Origin of the sequence: Kitasatospora sp. NPDC002965 (assembly GCF_040611255.1) — a bacterium.
Lineage (GTDB): Bacteria > Actinomycetota > Actinomycetes > Streptomycetales > Streptomycetaceae > Kitasatospora.
Window position 1 is genome coordinate 33,487 of sequence record NZ_JBEXNT010000061.1, and the last position, 19,006, is coordinate 52,492.

7 protein-coding genes and 1 pseudogene are annotated in these 19,006 nt (G+C 74.6%); 4 read left to right on the plus strand and 4 right to left on the minus strand.

Annotated features, from left to right (window positions below):
• Positions 1 to 105: 105 nt before the first annotated feature.
• Positions 106 to 234: an albusnodin family lasso peptide gene (locus ABZY91_RS23050; RefSeq protein WP_355404923.1), complete on the minus strand. Its 129-nt coding sequence runs from the start codon at positions 232 to 234 to the stop codon at positions 106 to 108.
• 748 nt (positions 235 to 982) lie between these two features.
• Between ABZY91_RS23050 and ABZY91_RS23055 the strand changes: the two genes are divergently transcribed.
• Entirely contained in the window at positions 983 to 1,996 is a 1,014-nt protein-coding gene (locus tag ABZY91_RS23055; RefSeq protein WP_355404925.1) for a tetratricopeptide repeat protein, read from the plus strand.
• A gap of 44 nt (positions 1,997 to 2,040) precedes the next feature.
• Positions 2,041 to 2,229, plus strand: a pseudogene (locus ABZY91_RS23060) (hypothetical protein); the annotation flags it as partial.
• 66 nt (positions 2,230 to 2,295) lie between these two features.
• On the opposite strand, the gene ABZY91_RS23065 reads toward ABZY91_RS23060, so the two are convergent.
• From ABZY91_RS23065 to ABZY91_RS23075, 3 genes are all read right to left on the minus strand, one after another.
• Positions 2,296 to 5,457, minus strand: a complete 3,162-nt coding sequence (locus tag ABZY91_RS23065; RefSeq protein ID WP_355404927.1) for an amino acid adenylation domain-containing protein — start codon at positions 5,455 to 5,457, stop codon at positions 2,296 to 2,298.
• Positions 5,454 to 11,252, minus strand: a complete 5,799-nt coding sequence (locus ABZY91_RS23070) for an amino acid adenylation domain-containing protein (RefSeq protein WP_355404929.1) — start codon at positions 11,250 to 11,252, stop codon at positions 5,454 to 5,456. The genes ABZY91_RS23065 and ABZY91_RS23070 overlap by 4 nt, the downstream gene beginning before the upstream one ends.
• Before the next feature lie 105 nt (positions 11,253 to 11,357).
• The gene (locus ABZY91_RS23075) at positions 11,358 to 14,654 is read right to left on the minus strand and encodes an amino acid adenylation domain-containing protein (protein WP_355404930.1); all 3,297 of its coding nucleotides are present in this window, start codon (positions 14,652 to 14,654) and stop codon (positions 11,358 to 11,360) included.
• 549 nt (positions 14,655 to 15,203) lie between these two features.
• Between ABZY91_RS23075 and ABZY91_RS23080 the strand changes: the two genes are divergently transcribed.
• Both ABZY91_RS23080 and ABZY91_RS23085 read left to right on the plus strand, forming a co-directional pair.
• Positions 15,204 to 18,326: a phosphocholine-specific phospholipase C gene (locus ABZY91_RS23080; RefSeq protein ID WP_355404932.1), complete on the plus strand. Its 3,123-nt coding sequence runs from the start codon at positions 15,204 to 15,206 to the stop codon at positions 18,324 to 18,326.
• A 226-nt stretch (positions 18,327 to 18,552) separates the two neighbouring features.
• The gene (locus ABZY91_RS23085) at positions 18,553 to 18,915 is read left to right on the plus strand and encodes a hypothetical protein (protein ID WP_355404934.1); all 363 of its coding nucleotides are present in this window, start codon (positions 18,553 to 18,555) and stop codon (positions 18,913 to 18,915) included.
• Positions 18,916 to 19,006: the final 91 nt, after the last annotated feature.

Sequence of the window (19,006 nt, forward strand, 5' to 3'; positions counted from 1 at the left end):
GTGTGTGTGTTCCCCCCCCACCCCCTTTGCGGTTCGCTGTGTTGTGTTGGGGGGGGGGGGGGGGGGCCCCCCCCCGGCCCCCGGCCCCCCCCCACCACCAGTGGGTCAGCTGTTGTAGGCGCGGCGCTTGTCCTCGCTGCTGCCCTTGCCTTGACCCTCGGTGAGGATGACCACGTCGCCGATCTCGACCACCAGCTCGTCGTCCGTCGGCTCGACGATGTGCTGCTCGACCATGAGCTGCTCTCTCTCTGTGACATTGAATGTGCTGCCCGGTCTGCGACTGGCAGGACCGGACCCGGGAACCCCGGGGTGGGGGCCGGTCTCCCGCCCTTGCAGGGCGGGGAGTATCAAGTGGTGCCGCCCGACAGCGGCTGGTCAGCGTGCGGGTGTTGATATCGGTGGCTGTATCCGCGGGCGGCGACGTCCGGACAGCCGACGGGCAATCGCTCGGGCCGTGTGGTGGGGCCGGGCCGACATCTGACGTCCGGTCATCGGGCGTGCGGGTAGTTCCAGCTCGGCCCGGACCTTCTTTCCTCGATCAGGGGCAGAACCTCCCGGGTGGTGTGACAACAAGTCAACATGTGTGTACCGGCTGTGAACACGGTAGAGAGGTCATTGATGTCTGAAACCCTTGAAACGTGGCCCGGAGGCGGCACTGATGGCAATCGGACGGGCAGCGAACCAGAGACTGGCCGGGCTGATGGCCGAGTGCCGGTGGTCGAGCAACGGGGAGTTCGCCCGCGCGGTCAATCGGGCGGGCACTGAGGCCGGCCTGAAGCTGAAGTACGACGAGTCAGCCGTATCCCACTGGCTCTCGGGAACCCGTCCTATGGCGAAGTACCAGCCGGTGGTCCTGGAAGCCCTGAGCCGTCGTCTCGGACGACCCGTCACCGCTTTCGTCGCAGGCTTTGCCGATGGGCCTGATGCCCGGCCCCGGTCCACCGATACGGTGGCGGGACTGATCGACCTCGGGAGTGCCGACATGGATCCATCGCGCAGGGGAGTGCTCGGAGCGGGCCTGTACTCGGTTGCACTCACCGTTCCCGGTTGGCCCGACGTCGTAGGGCGGTTCGAGCGGATCAGGGCCGATCCGCACAGCAGGATCGGCAGGGGCGAGGTCGAGTCCGTCATCGCCATGACCGAGCGCATCAGCGAGATCGACGACCAGTTCGGCGGCCGGACCGCCCGACCGATGGCGGCCGCGTTCCTGGTCAACAACATCGCCCCGTACCTTCGGGCGACCGCCTCCGAACCGGTGCGCAGGGCGATGCTCTCGGCGTCCGCCGACCACCTCTACCTGACCGGCTACATGGCCGTGGACGAGCGCCTGGACACGCTTGGTCAGAGGTACTACACGAAGGCGTTGGAACTCTCCCTCGCAGCCGGAGATCACCTCACCTACTGCACCACTCTGCGTGGCATGAGCGTGCAGGCCGTCGAACTCGGCCACGGTGCCGCGGCCCTGCGGTACGCCGAAGCCGCGTCGACAGCCTCACCCCAGGCGGGACCGCGGATGCGCGCGTTCCTGGCAGGCCAGCAGGCCCACGCCCTCGCGCAGACCGGTGACCGTGTCGGTGCGCTGGCGATGCTCCACGTGGCCGAGGTCGCCATGGAGCAGGCCGAGTCGAAGGCCAAGGCCCATGGTTCCTACGACCCCGCGTCCCTTGCCTACCACGTCGCTCAGGTCAACTTCGAGCTGGGCGACCGCGACGGGGCGATCCGCGCGCTCCAACGCTCCGAGAAGGTCCGGCCCCTCGTGTACCGGCGGGCGCGCGTCCGCCACCGGGCGATGCTCGCCGAGTGGCAGGTCGAGGCCGGCCGACTTGAGGAAGGCGTCCGGAACTGGCATCTGGCGCTGGACGACTACCCCCAGGTCCAGTCCGGCCGCGCGGACGACCGCTTTCGTGCGATGGTCGTAGCCACCAAGCCCCACACCCGCAACCACCATGTCCGTGAACTGCTCGACCGAGCCGGGTCGATGGCAGCGGGTCGATAGGGTCTGTTGCGGGAGTGCAGGTTTCGCGGTTCCCGGAGGCCGCCGACCCGGGGCGGATGCTGCCGGTGATGGTCCACGTGCTGGGCGCCGTCACCGAGTTGCGCCGCGCGCTGCCCGGAGCGGAGTGGCGCGTGCACATGGACGACCTCGACGTCCCGTGGGACGAGCAGGACGGCTACGCCTTCCCCGGCATGCACGACGCGGATCTCGCAGCCGCCTTCGGCGACTTCTGACGGCCGCTCCTGCGGTGTCGGGGAGGGTTCCCCGACACCGCAGGGCGCGCGAGGCGGAGCGGGCCGTCAGCCGGTGAGGCGGTCGGCGGCCTCGTCCTCGCTCAGGGCCTCGATCTCGGCGATCAGCAGGTCCTCGACGCGGGCGGCGAGGGCGGCTGCGGTGGAGAGTTCGAAGGCGTCGCGGATCGGTACCTCCAGGCCGACCCCGGCGCGGATGCGGGCGACGACCCGGGTCACCAGGAGCGAGTCCCCGCCGAGGGTGAAGAAGTCGTCGAGCACCCCGACCCGGGGCAGGCCGAGGACCTCCTGCCAGAGCTGCGTGACGAGGTGTTCGGCGTCGGTGCGCGGGGCCAGGTACTCGGTCCCCGCGGTCGGGTCGGGGGCGGGGAGGGCGGCGGTGTCCAGCTTGCCGTTCAGGGTCAGCGGCAACCGGTCGAGCAGGACGACGGTGTCCGGGACGGCGTAGGCGGGCAGGCGCCGGGCGAGGTGTTCGCGCAGGGCGTCCGGTGCCGGCTCGGCGCCGGACGCGGGGACGGCGTAGGCGACCAGACGGCGGCCGGCCAGGACGACGGCCGCCGCCCGGGCGACCTCCGGGTGGTCGGCCAGGGCGGCCTCGATCTCGGCCGGTTCGATCCGGTAGCCGCGCAGCTTGACCTGCTCGTCCGTGCGGCCGAGGTACTCCAACCGCCCGTCGGAGCGCCAGCGGGCACGGTCCCCGGTGCGGTACATCCGCGTCCCGGTGAACGGGTCGGGGCGGAAGGCTGCGTCGGTGAGGTCGGGGCGGCCCAGGTAGCCGCGGGCGAGGCCGGTGCCGCCGATGTGGAGCTCGCCCTCGGAGCCGCGGGGGAGCAGGGCGCCGCGCTCGTCGAGCACGTACAGCCGCACCCCCGGCAGGGGCCGGCCGAGCGGCGGGCGCCGGGCGGCGTCCGGGGCGGTGAGGTCGCCGGCGGTGGCGATGACGGTGGCCTCGGTCGGGCCGTAGGTGTTGACCAGCCGGACGGTGTCGCCGTGCCGGTCCCGCCAGCGTCCGACGGCGTCGGCGCGGGCCTCGGAGCCGCCGAGCACCACCAGCCGCAGGGCGGCCGGCCACGGGGTCTCGCCGTCGAGCGAGACCAGCTCCTCCCAGTACGCGGTCGGCAGGTCGAGCACGGTGACGGACGGCCCGTGCGGTCCGCGCAGCAGCTCGGGCAGGGTGCGTCCGCCGCCGGGCAGCAGCACGACGCACGCGCCGGTGGCGAGCGCCGGCCACACCTCCTCGGCGTGGGTGTCGAACCCGATCGAGGCGAACTGGACGATCCGGTCGGCGGGCGCGAGCCGGTAGCCGTCGGGCCCCGCCATCCAGTCGACCCGGGCGGCGAGGGCCGCGTGGTCGACGGCCACCGCCTTGGGGGTGCCGGTGGACCCGGACGTGTAGAGGACGTACGCGAGCCCGGCCCGCTCGTCGCCGGGGGCGGGGTCGGAGACCGGCCGGACGCGGAGTCCGTCGCCGTCCTCGTCGGTCAGCAGGAGGACGGCGCCCGATTCGCGGAGCATCAGCCGCCGCCGCTCCTCCGGGTGGGCCGGGTCGAGCGGGAGGTAGCCGGCGCCGGCCTTCCAGACCGCCAGCAGCGCGACCACGAGGTCGAAGGACGGCGCGATCCGCACCGCCACCAGCTGCCCGGCGACCGGGCCGAGCCGGCCGGCCAACTCGTCGGCCAGGCGGTTCAGTTCGGCGTAGGAGAGGGTGTGGCCCCCGCACTCCAGCGCCGGGGCGTCCGGCGCGGTGGCGACCCGCTCGGCGAACCGCTCCAGGACCGGCGGCACCGGTCCGGACGCCGGCCCGGTGCCGAGCGCGAGCAGCTCGGCGCGTTCGTCCGCGCCGATCAGCCAGTCGCCGTGCAGCGGCAGCACCGCGTCCTCGACCACGGCGACGAGCAGGGCCCGGCACCGGTCGCCGAGCGCCGTCACGGTGGCCTCGTCGAAGACCTCCCGGTCGAAGCAGAAGGAGAGCGTCAGCCCGCCGTCCGGGGTGCGCCAGCTGTCGAGCAGCAGGTCGGTCTTGGCGCGTTCGAACCCGGAGTCCATCGAGGCGGTACGCACCCCGGCCGGCAGGTCGGACCCGCCGTCGCCCCCGGCCAGGTCGTACTGGCTCTGGTGGACGAACACCGCCTGGTAGAGCGGCGCCGCGCCGGCCTCCGCGGGCAGGCCCAGGTGGGCGGCGAGCCGTTCGACCGGCACGTCCTGGTGGCTCAGCGCGCCCAGGGTGGCGGCCCGGGCCCGGTGCAGCACCGTCCGGAAGTCCGGCTCCCCGGTGAGGTCCGCGCGGATCACGCCCGTCCGGGTGAAGTAGCCGACCAGCGCCTCCTGGGCGGCCTCGGTGCGGCCCGCCAGCGGGGTGCCGACCAGGAAGTCTCCGGTGCCGGTCCAGCGGGCCAGCACGCACTGGTAGGCGGCCAGCAGCACCATGAACGGGGTGCAGCGCTCCCGGCGCGCCAGCGCGTCCAGGGCGGCGGTGAGGCCGGGGTCCAGGCTCACCGTGGCGAACCCCGCCGGGTGCAGCGGCTCGGCCGGACGGGGACGGTCCAGGGGGAGCCGCAGCCGGCCGGTGCCGGCCAGCTTCTCGGCCCAGTAGCGGAAGGCGGCCTCGGCCCCGCCGTTCGCCGCGCGGTCCTGCTCGGCCCGGGCGACGTCGCCGTACCGCAGGCCGAGCGGTGCCAGGCCGGCCGGCCCCTCGCCGGTCTCCTCCCGGTAGAGGGCGAGCAGCTCGCTCCAGAGGATCCGGAACGACCAGCCGTCCGACACGATGTGGTGCACCACCACGGCCAGCGCGTGCTCGTCGGGCCCGGACGAGATCAGGACGGCGCGCAGCGGCGGGCGGGCGGCCAGGTCGAACGGCGCGTTGACGGCCGGACGGCAGGCCTCGGTGAAGTCCCGCTCCCCGGCGCCGGGCGCCAGCTCGACCAGGTCGAGCGGGACCGGCGCGGGCGGCTCGACGAGCTGGACGGGCGCCTCGCCGTCGAGGGCGAAGCGGGTGCGCAGGGTCTCGTGCCGGTCCGTCAGCCGGGTGAGCGCGGCGCGCAGCGCCTCCCGGTCGAGCGGGCCGCTCCAGCGGCGGCAGAGGTACATGTTGAAGCCCGCGTCGGCGGGGTGGAGCTGCTGGAGGAACCAGAGGCGCCGCTGCTCCTCGGTGAGCGGGTGGGCCGCCCCGGTGGGGCGGTCGGCGCCGGTCGTGCGGTCGGTGGGAGTCATCGGGCGGCGGCCTCGGTTCCGGTACGGCGCGCGGCCGCGACGGCTGCGGGCGAGGTGGGGACGGGAGCGGGGGCTGGTGCGGTGCCGGGTGCGGCGTCGGTCGCGACGGTGCCAGACGTGACGGTGCCAGGCGCGACGGCGTCGGGTGCGACGGCGTCGGGTGCGACGGCGTCGGCGCGGCCCGAGAGGGTGGCGAGACCGATCAGGTCGTCGGGCTCGGCGTCCGGGACGTCGCGGTCGAAGTGCCGCAGGGCCGGGACGGCCAGGCAGACCAGCACGAGCAGGGCCATGGCCAGGCCGAACAGCAGGTAGAGGAGACCGATGCCGCGTCCCTCGCCGGTGCCGATCAGCCGTCCCACGGTGCCCGCGAGAGGGCCGTCCTCGTCGACCCACGGCTGGACCAGGCGGGGGCCGAGCGGAGCCACCAGGGCGAAGCCGACCGGCAGGGTGGACCAGGCGACCATGGTGTTCACCGCGATCACGCGGCCGTGGAACCGGAGCGGCACCTTGGTCTGGACGATGGTCGCGTAGACGCCGTTGACCAGGCCGAGTCCGTAGGCCATGCCGAACGCGCCGATCGAGACCGTGAGGACCGAGGGCCGCAGGCCGGTCACCAGGCAGGCGACGGCCAGGCCGAGGGTCGCGACCAGGACGCCGCGCAGCCGCAGCCGTCGGGGACCGCCCCAGACGAGCAGGGTCAGGCCGCCCAGGACGGCGCCCAGGCCGGCCGCGACGGAGACCCAGCCGGCCGCCGCGAGCGGGGCGAAGGAGAGCACCAGCGGGGTGGTGAGCAGGAACAGCGGCGAGAGGAAGATGTTGAGCACCGCGAAGAACAGCAGCATCGCGCGGAAGTGCCGGCTGCCGAGCGCACGCCGGAACCCGGCGCGGATCTCGGCGGCGACGCTCTCCCGCCGCCGCGCGGCCATCACGTCCGGGAAGCGCACGGCGAGGGTGACCGCGGTGGCCACGACGTAGCTGGCGACGTCGAGCGCGAGGATGCCGCCGAGGCCGAGCACGGAGAGCAGGCCGACCGCGAACAGCGGGACCAGGAACTGGGCGAGTCCGAAGGCCATCTGGACGATGCCGTTGGCCCGGCCGAGGAAACGTTTCGGTACGAGCTGCGGGACGGCGGAGTTCCAGGCGAGCCGCTGGAACGTGAGCGCCGTGGAGAGGAGCGCGATCAGCACGTACGCGTGCCAGACCTCCAGGCCGTCGGTCAGGTACAGCAGCAGCATCACCGCCTGGGTGAGGCCGGCCGCCACGTCGCCGTACAGCATGATCCGGCGCCGGTCGCCGCGGTCCACGACGGCGCCGGCGATCGGCGCGGCCAGGATGCCGGGCACCAGCCCGCAGGCGGCCAACAGGCCGAACTGGGCGAGCGATCCGGTGGTCAGGTAGATCCACACCGGCAGGGCGAACTCGGTGAGCGCGGAGCCGATCATGGAGATCTGCTGGCCGGCGGCGACGCCGAGGAACCGCCGCATGGTCGGCCGGGTCGACGGCGCCTTCGGGCCCCGGGAGGCGGGCGAGGTGCCCGCGGCGTTCGGCGAGGCGTCCGCGGCGGCGGGCGAGGCGTCCGGGACGCCGACCGGCTGCTCCGCCCCGTCCCGGGAGAGCCCGGCCAGCCACCAGGTGGCGCCCTCGCTCCGCCGGTGCCGTTCCTCCTCGCCGGCCGCCACCGAGCGGTGCACGGTGGTCAGGATCTCGGCGAGCTCGGCGGCCCGGTACTTGAGGTAGAAGTGGCCGGCCTCGTCGAGCACCACCACGCCGGTGGTGTCGCTGAGACGGTGCCACTCCCGGTACCGCTCCTCGTAGAACTCGGTGGCCGGGTCCCGGTCACCGCAGACGGCGATCACCGGTGCGGCGATCCGGCCGTCCTCGCTCTCGAAGAGCCGGGTGAAGTACTGCTCGGCCTCCTTGGTGCCGATCCGGCGGTTGCCGACCATCAGGCGCAGCTGCTCGGTCCCGACCTCGTCGGTGTCCAGACCGGCCGCCGCCAGGGCGTTGATCATGCCCTGGTCGCTGCGGAGCCGGTCGGCGACCCTGGCCCACCACTCGCCCACGGCGGCGCCGCGTCCGCGCGGCCGGGCGAACGGGAAGATCCCGCCGAGGTGGACGGCCTCGATCTCCCGTCCGGCCGCCTCCACCCGCCGGGCGATCTCCACGGCCAGCCGGACGCCGACGCCGCAGTGGCCGTAGAGGACGATCCGCCCTTCCACGGTGTCGACGATCTCCTGCGCGCAGAGGGCGGCCACCTCGTCGATGTCCATCGCCTCCTCGCCCAGCTCGTGGCCGGGGACGGCGAGCGAGTGCAGTGCCCAGTCGGCGGGCAGGGCGTCGGCGAGCGGCTTGTAGATGAGCGCGCTGCCGCCGCCGTACGGGGTGCAGACGATGCTGGCGGTCGTCCGCCGGCCCGCCGGGGTGAGCCGGTGCAGCAGGCTGCGCGGTCCGCGGTCCGCGTGCGGATCGCTGAGCAGGGCGGCGAGGCGCCGGACGGTCGGGTACTTGAAGAGGTCCATCACCCCGACCGGGGTGGGCAGTTCGGGGTAGGTGCGGCGCAGCCGGGCGACCACCTGGGTGGCGAGCAGCGAGTGGCCGCCGAGTTCGAAGAAGTCGTCCAGCGCCCCGACCCGCGGGACGGCCAGGAGTTCGGCCCAGAGTCCGGCGAGGTACTGCTCCTCCTCGCCCTCCGGTTCGACGTACTCGCCGGTGGCGGCGGGCTCCTCCGGCTCGGGCAGCGAGCGCCGGTCGACCTTCCCGTGGGCCAGCAGCGGCAGCCGGTCGAGGACGACGAAGCGGGCCGGGACCATGTAGTCGGGGAGGACCTCGGCGAGGGCCTCGCGCAGGTCGGCGGGTGCCGGGGCGGGACCGCCCCCCGGGTGTTCGAGGTAGCCGACCAGGGCCTGGCGCAGCCCTTCGCCGCGGGCCAGCACGACGGCCTGGGTGATGCCGGGCAGGGCGGTGAGGGCGGCCTCGATCTCCCCGGGCTCCACCCGGTAGCCGCGGACCTTGATCTGGTCGTCGGCGCGCCCCAGGTAGTCGAGGGTGCCGTCGGGCCGCCAGCGGGCGAGGTCGCCGGTGCGGTAGAGCCGGTCGCCGGTCGCGCCGAACGGATCGTCGACGAACCGCTCGGCGGTGAGGTCCGGGCGGCCCAGGTAGCCGCGGGCGAGCCGGTCGCCGCCGAGGTACAGCTCGCCGGTGACGCCGGGCGGCACCGGTTGCAGCGTCTCGTCCAGGACGTGGCAGCGGGCGCCGGCGAGCGGGGCTCCGATGGGGGTGCTGCCCGGGCCGTGGGCGCCGGCGGTGACCTCGTGGACGGTGACGCCGACGGTCGCCTCGGTGGGGCCGTAGTGGTTGAAGACGGCGCACCGGCCGAGGGCGGCCAGCTCGGCGGCCCACGGCCAGGCCGAGGCCTCCCCGCCGAGCACCAGCGCCCGGCGCGGCAGCAGCCGCTCCATGGGGGCGTCGGCGCCGAGCGCGGCCAGGTGGGAGGGGGTCATCTTGAGGTAGTCGAGCTCCAGCGCCTCGATCTGGTCGGCGAGTTCGGCGCCGGCGATCCGGCGCGGCAGGAGGTGGACCCGGCCGCCGGTGGTCAGGGCGAGGTAGAGCATGGTGATGCTGAAGTCGAAGGACAGCGACTGGAGCAGCCCGTACGCGGCGCCCGGCTCGATCCGCAGCCGTTCCCGCACGCCGGCCAGGTAGTTGAGGATCTGGCGGTGCTGGACGGCGACGCCCTTGGGCGCGCCGGTCGAGCCCGAGGTGTAGATCACGTAGGCCAGGTGGTCCGGGCCGGAGACCTCGTCGAGCGGTTCGGCGTCCGGGGCGAGCGGATCGGGGCCGGGCGCGGCGCCGTCGGCCGGTCCGGTGTCGAGCAGCAGTTCGGCGCCCGCGTACCCGGGGAACCGCTCCCGCAGCACCGAGTCGGTGACCAGGACCCGCACCTCGGCGTCGGCCACCAGGTGGGCGAGCCGGGCGGGCGGCTGCTCCGGGTCCAGCGGCAGGTAGGAGCCGCCCGACTTCAGGACGCCGACCAGGGCCGCCGCCAGCTCGGGGGACTGCTCCAGGCAGACCGCGACCCGGTCGTCCGGGCCGACGCCGAGTGCCCGCAGGCGGCGGGCGAGGCCGGTGGCGCGCTGCTCCAGCTCGCGGTAGTCGACGGTGCGGTCCTCGAACACCAGGGCCGGGCGCTCGGGGTGGGCCCGCGCGGTGGCGGCGAGCAGCGCGGTCAGCGTGCCGGGGACGGTGGCACCGCTGTCAGCGCCGGTTCCGGCGGCGGTGTCGGGCAGCGGCGGGCCGGCGGCCCAGGTCTCCAGGACGTCCCGCCGCTCGCCGGGGGTGAGCAGCGGCAGCCGGGAGACCGGCCGGGCCGGGTCGGCCGACGCCGCCGCGACCAGCAGTTCGAAACGCTCGACCAGCCGCCGGACGGTGGCCGCGTCGAAGAGGTCGGTGCGGTAGGTGAGCAGCCCGTACAGGCCGCCGTCGGACTTCTCCCGCATGTAGAGCGCGAGGTCGGTGCGGGTGGTGGCGGCCTCGTGGCCGAAGCTCTCGCCGGTCAGCGCACCGGTGGGGGTACCGGTGGCGGCGTCGGTGCCGGTACCGGCGCTGCGGTCGCCGTAGTTCTGGAAGGCGAAGGTGACCTGGAAGACGGCGGACCGGCTGACGTCGCGCTCGATCTCCAGGTCGGCCACCATCTGCTCGAACGGCACCTCCTGGTGGGTGTACGCGTCGAGGGTGGTCTCGCGGACCCGGCCGAGCAGCTCGCCGAAGGTCGGGTCGCCCTCCAACCGGGCCCGGATCGGCAGCATGTTGACGAACAGGCCGACGACGTCCTCCAGTTCGCGGTGGAGCCGGCCGGCGACCGCCGAGCCGACCGCGAAGTCCCGCCGTCCGGAGTGCCGGCCGAGCAACACCTGTAGGGCGGCCATCAGCACCATGTAGGCGGACGCGTTCGATGACCGGGCCAACTCCTTGACACCGTCGCCGAGTTCGGTGCCCCAGTGGAATTCCAGGGCGGCCCCGTCGAAGGTGAGCACCGGCGGGCGCGGCCGGTCGGTGGGCAGGTCGAGTGCGGGGACGTCCCGGAGCGCGGTCCGCCAGTACGCGCGGGAGGAGGCCAGCGCGTCGCCGTTCAGGCGCTCGCGCTGCCAGTGTGCGTAGTCGCCGAACCGGACGGCGGGGGCGGCCAGGTTGTCCGGGGTGCCGTGGGCGTGCCGGGCGTAGAGCGCGTCCAGCTCGCGGTGGAGGATGTCGAGGGACCAGCCGTCACTGACGATGTGGTGCATGACCAGCGCGAGCACGTGCTCCTCGGCCGCGGTGCGGACCAGCAGGGCGCGCAGCAGCGGACCGCCGGTCAGGTCGAACGGCTCCCCGACCAGGGCGGCGAGCTCGTCGGCGGCCTGCCCGGCCGGGTCCGGTGCGGCGCAGGCGTCGACGAACCGGACCGGGCAGGGGGCCGGTTCGGCGACACGGACCTCCGCGGTGCCCTCGGGGGTGCTCGGGAAGGTCATCCGCAGCGCCTCGTGGCGGGCGACGAGGTCGGTCAGGGCGGCGTCCAGCGCCGGACGGTCGAGCGGGCCGCGCAGCCGGCGGGCCGGTGCCAGGGTGAAGGCGGTGGACTGCGGGGCGAACTGGTCCATGAACCAGAGCCGTTCCTGCCCGCTGGAGAGCGGGGGCACGGTGTCGGACGGCCGGGCGGGCACGGTTCTGGCGGGGGCCGAGGCGGCGCGCAGCCGCTGGGCGAGCAGCGCGCGCTTGGTCGCGGACAGCCCGGTGGCAGGGTCCTGGGTGTCGGTCATCGGTGTTCCATTTCGGCGCACGTCGGTGGCGGAGGTGCCGGTGGGGCGGATCCGTCGCGGGAAGGGGAGGGCGGCGCGCGGTGGAGCGCGCGCCGCCCGGGAAGGTCAGCGCAGTTCGCGGACGGCCGCGGCGATGCCGAGCGGGGTGGGGGTCGCGAAGAAGACGTCGAAGTCGAGCTCGACGCCGAGCAGGTCGCGGATCCTGGCGGTGATCTGAATGATCGTCAGGGAGTGGCCGCCGAGTTCGAAGAGATCCTCCTCGGGCCCCAGGTCGGGCAGCCCGAGGACCTCGGCCCAGACGCCGAGGACGGCCGTGAGCACCTCGTCGCGCTCCTCGGACCCTGCTCCCTCGGCCGTGCCCGCGGCCCCGGCGGGCGTGCCGACCGGCACCGGCGGGACGGGCAGGGCCCGGCGGTCCAGCTTGCCGTTGGGCGTCAGGGGCAGCCGGTCGAGCACCGCGAAGCGCTGGGGGACCGCGGCGGCGGGCAGCAGCCTCTGGAGGAAGGCTCGCAGTTCGGCGGCGTCGGGCGCGGTGTCGGGGGCGGTGTCCGGGGTTGCGGCGTCCGGGGCGGCGGTCCCGGTCGCGGGGACGAGGTAGCCGGCCACGAACGGCTCGCCGTCGTCCCCCTGGCGGACGGCCGCGGCGGCCTCGGCGACGCCGGGGTGGGCCAGCAGCGCCGCCTCGATCTCGCCGAGCTCGATCCGGTGGCCGCGGATCTTGACCTGGTCGTCGAGCCGCCCGAGGAACTCCAGCTCGCCGTCGGCGGTCCAGGCCGCGAGGTCCCCGGTCCGGTACAGCCGGCCGCCGGTGCCGGAGGTGCGGGCGGCATCGAACGGGTCCTCGACGAAGCGTTCGGCGGTCAGCCCGGGGCGGCCGAGGTAGCCCTCGGCCACCCCGTCCCCGCCGAGGTGCAGCTCGCCCGGCACGCCGATCGGGAGCGGCCTGCGCCGCCGGTCCAGCACGTAGGCCCGGGTGTTGGCGATCGGCCGGCCGATCCGGACGGCCTCCGGACCGGCGGGTATCTCGGCGCAGGTCGACCAGATGGTGGTCTCGGTCGGCCCGTAGACGTTGAACAGGCGGTCCGTGCCCGCCCGGAGGTCCCGGGCCAGCGGCAGCGGCAGGGCCTCCCCGCCGGCCAGGCCGGTCAGGCCGGACGGCAGCGGTCCGGCGCCGAGCAGGACCCGCCAGCCCGAGGGGGTGGCCTGGACGTGGGTGACGCCCTCGCGCTCGATCAGGGCCCGCAGGCCCGGTCCGTCGACGGCGAGGCCGTCCGGCGCCAGCACCAGCCGCCCGCCGGTGACCAGCGGCAGCAGCAGTTCGAGGGCGGAGATGTCGAACGAGAGGGAGGTGAGGCCGAGCCAGACGTCCCGGGGCGCGGAGCCGAGCCGGTCGGCGAAGGCCGAGAGCAGGTTGACCAGCGCGCGGTGGCCGATCTCGACGCCCTTGGGGCGGCCGGTGGAGCCGGAGGTGTAGAGCACGTAGGCGAGTCGGCCCGGTGCGGTTCCGCCGTCCGTGGCCGCCCCGCCGGCCGGGCGTGCGCGGTCGGCGCCGGGCGCGGGGTGGGCCCCGGGCGCGGACGCGGCTTCGGCCGTCCGGAGCACCCGGGGTGCCGCTGCCGCGACCTCGGGGGCCGGTTCGCGGTCGGCCAGGAGCAGGACGGCGCCGGAGTCGGCCAGGACGAACGCGAGCCGCTCGGCCGGGTAGCCGGGGTCGAGCGGCAGGTAGCCGGCGCCGACCGCGTGCACGGCGAGCAGGGCGGCGGGCAGGTCGGCGGTGCGGCTCAGGTGCAACCCGACCAGGTCGTCCCGGCCGACGCCCGCGGCGGACAGGGCGTCGGCCAGCCGGTCGGCGCGCCGCAGGAGCTCCCGGTAGGTCAGGCGTTCCACGCCGGCCACCACGGCGACGGCGTCCGGCGTGGCGGCGGCGCGCTCGCGGACCAGGTCGAGCACGGTCCGGTCGGCGGGGTAGGCGCAGGCGGTCTCGTTCCACCCGGTGGTGACGAGGTGTTCCTCGGAGGCGTCGAGCAGCGGCAGGTCGCCGAGCACGGTGGCGGGGTCGGCCGTGGCGCCGGCGAGCAGGCCGGCCAGGTGTCCGGCGATCCGCCGGGCGGCGTGCGGTGCGAGGACGGCCGGGTCGTACTGGAGGGAGAACACGATGGCCTCGGCGTCCTCGACCGCCTGGAGGTGGAGCGTGTTGCGGGACGCGTGGTGGAACACCGTCCAGTCGATCCGGGTGGCGCTGCCCGGGAAGACCGGGTCGGCGGCGGTGCGCCGGCGGTAGCCGAACGACACCGGCGCCAGCCCGACCCGGGGGGTGAGCCCGGGCACGGCCTCGCCGAACGGGACGGCGCGGTGGGCGGAGGTCAGCCGGACCTCGGCGCGGACGGCCTGCGCGTACTGCGCGAACGTGCTCTCCTCGCCGGCGTCGGCCGGGGCGTACACCGGCAGCTCGTTGACGAAGACGCCGATCTCGCCGGGCCGGTCCGGACGGCGGGTGGCGAAGGGGACGGCGACCGGCACCGACTCGCCGCCGTAGCGCCGGAGCAGGCCGTGCAGGGCGGCGAGCAGGAACTCGAAGACGGTGACCCCGCTGTCGCGCGCGGCGTCGGCCAGGGCGGCGCGGCCGGGGCCGTCGAGCCGCCAGGTGACGGCCTCGCCGGGCCCGGCGTCGGTGGTGGCCCGCGGGCCGTGGGGCAGGACCGGCTCGGTGGCGGCGGCCCAGCGGGGGCCGTGGAACGCGGCGGCCCGACGGACGAGGTCGGGGTCGGCCGGAGCCCCGTCGGCGACCGCGGCGGCTTCGGCCGTGCCGGGGCCTTCCGAACCGGTGCCGGCGGCCGGGCCGGGCGCCCCGCCGTGCCGGGCGGCGTGCTCGGCGGTGTAGGCGGCGGCGAGGTCGGCGGCCAGCACGTCCTTGGAGTTGCCGTCGAACACCGCGTGGTGGGCCACCACCAGCAGCTCCGCCGCGCCGTCGGGCCGCCGGTGCAGGGTGAAGCGCGCGAGCGGTCCGGTGGCGAGGTCGAACGGGAGGGTGATCTCCTCGGTCAGCCGCTTGGCCAGGCCGTCAGGGGTGTCGGCCGTCGTGTCGACGACGGTGAGGGCGGGCGGGCTCGCGGCCGGGACCAGTCGGACCAGGCCGTCCCGCTCGACCAGGGCGGAGGCGAGGGCCGGACGGCGGCCGACGGTGGCGGTGACCGCCCGTTCCAGGGCGCCGGTGTCGACCCGGTCGAAGGAGAACCGCAGCGCGAGGTGGAAGGTCTCCGGCGTGCGGGTCAGCCGGCTGGTCAGCCAGATCCCGTGCTGGGCCGTGGAGGCGGGGCGCCCGGTCGGTGCCGGGGTGTGCGCCGTTCTCGCGGGTTCCTCCGAGGTGGCGACAGGGCCGGGTGCGGCGGGGGAGTCGGACATGGCGTGCTCGATTCGGGAGTCGGAGACGGAGCTGCGTGACACGCGCCCGAGCGGGGCCGCGACGGTGCGGCCCGGGTGGACGGCGCGGCTGCCGAGTGGTGCCCGGCCCGCTCCTCGGACCGGTCGGCAGGCCGCTGTGGCAAGGCCGACCCGACTCCCAGGTTTCCCCCCTGATGCGTCAGGCGGTTCGATCCCCTCCCCCGTCGGAAGATCATTGGCCTGGACCTGCCGAGAGATTTCCACAGACCACATGCCTCGTCAAGGGTTGTCCACGACCTGGCCCGGACAGTCCAACGGTTCGTCAACTACCTTCTGTGACGTGCCAGCTGGGCCGCGCTCCGGGCGGGGTGCGGAGGCCGGTGCGGAGGCGCCCGCGGGCGCCTCCGCAGGGGGTGTCAAGTCGGGCCAAGTTGTCTGTACAGCTCTGGGTTCACTGTCCGTCATCGAAGCGCCATCGAACGGGTCCGTTCCCGTCCATCTCGGGGCCATAGACATAACGGGTCTGGGCCGAACGGAGGCCCAGTGCCCGTGTACAAGGAGTCACCCCCGATGAGTCCGAAGCCCGAACTGTCGCGCCGCACCCTGCTCGGTGGCGCGGCGGCCGCCGCCGTGCTGTCCGCCCTCCCCCTCAGCGTCCGCGAGGCGCTGGCCGCGCCGGCCAAGCCCGGCCGCCTGGCGGACATCCAGCACGTCGTGGTGTTCATGCAGGAGAACCGCGCCTTCGACCACTACTTCGGCACGCTGCCCGGCGTGCGCGGCTTCGGCGACCGGACGGCGGTGCGCGGGGTCAACGGGCGCTCGGTGTTCCACCAGCCCGACCCGAGCCGCAAGGAGGGCCACCTGCTGCCCTTCCCGATGAACGCCGCGCACACCAACGCGTACCAGCAGGGCGCCCCCGCGTTCGGCTTCGTCGACTCGATGAACGCCTGGAACGACGGCCGCGCCGACGGCTCGGTCACCCGCCGCTCCGGCGGCTGGCTCGGCCAGGGCTACTACGAGTCCGCCGACATGCCGTTCTACAACGCGCTCGCCTCGGTGTTCACCACCTGTGACGCCTACTACGCGTCGGTGCAGTGCAACACCAACACCAACCGCGAGCACCTGATGACCGGGACCAGCGGCGGCACCGTACGGGACACCCCGGTGACCGACAACACCGAGATCCCCGGCGGCTACGAGTGGACCACCTACGCCGAGCGGCTGGAGCGGGCCGGCATCAGCTGGAAGACCTACCAGGCGCTGGACAACTTCGACGACAACGCGCTCGCCTGGTTCGCCCCCTTCGTCAAGGCCAAGCCCGGTGAGCCGCTGTACGAGCGCGGCATGCGCGCCGTCGGCGACCCGGCCAAGAAGAGCGACCCGTTCGCGATGGGCGACGCCCTGGTCGAGGCCTTCGCCGCCGACATCCAGGCCGACACGTTGCCGCAGGTCTCGTGGATCGTCGCCCCCGCCGCGCTCTCCGAGCACGCCAACTACGCCCCGCCGAACGGCGAGCACCTGACGGCCCGGCTGCTGGCCGCGCTGGCCGCCAAGCCGGAGGTGTGGGAGAAGACCGTCTTCATCCTCAACTACGACGAGCACGGCGGCTTCTTCGACCACCAGCTGCCCCCCGTCCCGCCGCTGGCCGCCGGCCGCGGCAAGTCCACCGTGTCGGTCGACGGCGAGGTGGTCGTCCGGGTGAGCAAGGGCGGCTCCACCTACCACCGGGTGGTCAGCCAGGAGGGCAAGTACCGGGTGAAGGCGGCCGACGGCTCGCTCGCCTGGTCCGACACGCTGCCCGCCGGGGAGACCCTGGTCTCCGGCCCGTACCCGATGGGCCTCGGCGTCCGGGTGCCGATGATCGTCGTCTCGCCGTGGACCCGTGGCGGCGTGGTGGACTCCACCGTCTACGACCACACCTCGGTGCTGCGCTTCCTGGAGCAGCGCTTCGGCATCCAGGAGCCCAACATCAGCCCCTGGCGCCGGTCGGTCTGCGGCGACCTCACCAACCTCTTCGACTTCTCGGGGCGCGACCCGCGCTGGCCGCAGCTGCCGGACACCAGCGGCAACCGGCAGAAGGTCGTCGACACCGGCAAGCTGCCCGCGCCGACCGTGCCCAACCCGCAGACGTTCCCGCAGCAGCAGCGCGGCACCCGCGCGGCCCGCCCGGCCCCGTACAACCTGCTGGTCAAGCCCCGGCTGAAGGGCGACCAGCTGACCGTCGACTTCGTCAACCAGGGCAAGCAGGGCGCCGTCTTCGCCGTCTACCCCGCCCCCGGTGTGGCGCCGCGCCACTACACGGTCGGCGCGAAGAGCCGCCTCTCCGACGTGTGGACGGTCGGCCAGGACGGCTACGACCTGCGGGTGCACGGCCCCAACGGCGCCTTCTGGCACCTGCGCGGCGACCTCGCCTCCACCTACGAGATCTCGCTCTCCGAGGAGCAGAACGGCAAGGTCCTGGAGGTGGACGTGATCAACCGCTCGCGCACCGCCCAGACCTTCCTGGTCGGCGACCTCGCCTACGGCGACGGGCTGCGCGAGGTCCGGGTCGCGGCCGGCGACGACAAGACCGTCAACGTCAAGGTCGGCCCCGAGGGCTGGTACGACGTGGCGGTGGGCCTGCGCGGCGACGTCTCCTTCCGCCGCCGGATCGCCGGCCGCTTCCCCTGGGACGGCGAGCACCTGTTCACCGACCCGGCGATGGGCCTGACCGACCCGCTGGCGCTGGACGTCGCCCTCAAGGCCGCGTCGACCACCATCGACGAGGCGATCCTGCTGCCCGGCCGCCCGGCCCGGGTCACCGCGCGCTTCACCGCCACCGCCGCGCTGACCTCGATCGAGGCGCAGCCGGTCGTCCCGGCCGGCTGGACGGTCGCCGCCGTCACCGCGCCGCCGGCCGCGCTCGCGGCGGGCGCCACCGCCACCGCGGAGTGGGACGTCACCCCGCCGGCCCAGCTGCCGGACGGTGCCACCCACCGGATCCTGGTCACCGCCCGGGCGCTGGCCGACAACCGGTTCGCCGTCGCCGACGGCGAGATCGCCGCCCGCACCGCGCCGGTGATGGCCGGCCACCTGCTCGGCGAGGACTTCGAGTCGCTGGCCGGCGCGCTCCAGCCGATCTCCGGTGTCCTCGGCTGGACGCCGCAGGCGCCGCAGGGCTGGTCGGTGGTCAACGCGCCGGCGATGCCGCAGGGCACCACCCGGCTCCAGGGCTGGACCTTCCACACCAAGCGTGCCTGGTCCACCCCGGCCGGCCAGGACCGCGGCAACTTCACCCGCGGCCTCGGCATCCTGGCCGTCGCCGACCCGGACGACTGGGACGACACCGGCTCGCCGTCGCGCAAGGGCGTCTTCGACTCCACCCTGGTCTCGCCCGCCGTGCCCGTCCCGGCCGGCACCACGACCCTGCACCTGGCCTTCGACTCGCACTACCGCCAGGAGGCGCCGCAGAAGGCCGCGGTCAGCGCCGTGTTCGACGACGGCTCCGAGGTCCGGCTGGTCCACTACAGCTCGGACGCGACCGGCAACGACAACGCCGGCAAGGACGTCCAGAACACCTTCGTGACCCGGAAGTTCGCCGTCCCGGTGGGCGCCCGCACGGTCACCCTGAAGTTCCGGATGTACGACGCCGGCAACAACTGGTTCTGGGCCGTCGACCACGTCCGTCTCGACACCAAGCCCATCACCGGCTGACCTCTCCCCGCCGGCCGGTTGCCCGGCCGCGGGCCCGACGGCCCGTCCGCACCCCCGCCCCGGGGCGCGGGCGGGCCGTCCGCCGTCGCCGGGCGCTGTCAACAGGCGGAAACCCGTCCCGGGGCGCGGCGGACCGGACCGGAAAGTCACTGTCCGCAGCCGCCCCCTCACCGGTAGGAAAGGGGGGCCGGTGCGGACCGCCCGCACCCGCGAGAGGAGCCGCCTCGTGTCCCGTCTCCGCGCCGCCGCCCTGACCCTCGGCGCCGCCGCCGCGCTCACCCTGACGGCGACCACCGCGCACGCCGCCCCCGGCGACACCCAGGACGTCTGCAACAGCCAGTTCACCCCGAGCGGCTGGGCCGACGTCCAGTGGTGGAACAGCTACGCCTGCGGCCCGGGCTTCAACCCGAACAGCCGAAGGATCATGCAGCTGACCGGCTACCCGATCGGCACCACCGTGAACGTCTGCTCCTCGGCGCTGCCGCCGTCCGGCTGGGTCGAGGTCAGCGCCTTCTACAGCAGCAGCTGCCGCTACTCGGTCACCCCGAGCTTCAACAACAACTCCTGGCAGCTCAAGCGCATAGCCTGACGACCTCCCGCACGCGAGCGGCGCCAAGAAGCTCACCCCGGCCGTCCTCGGCGACTCCTCCGCCGTCGCGGTCGGCGACCCGGTCGTCGCC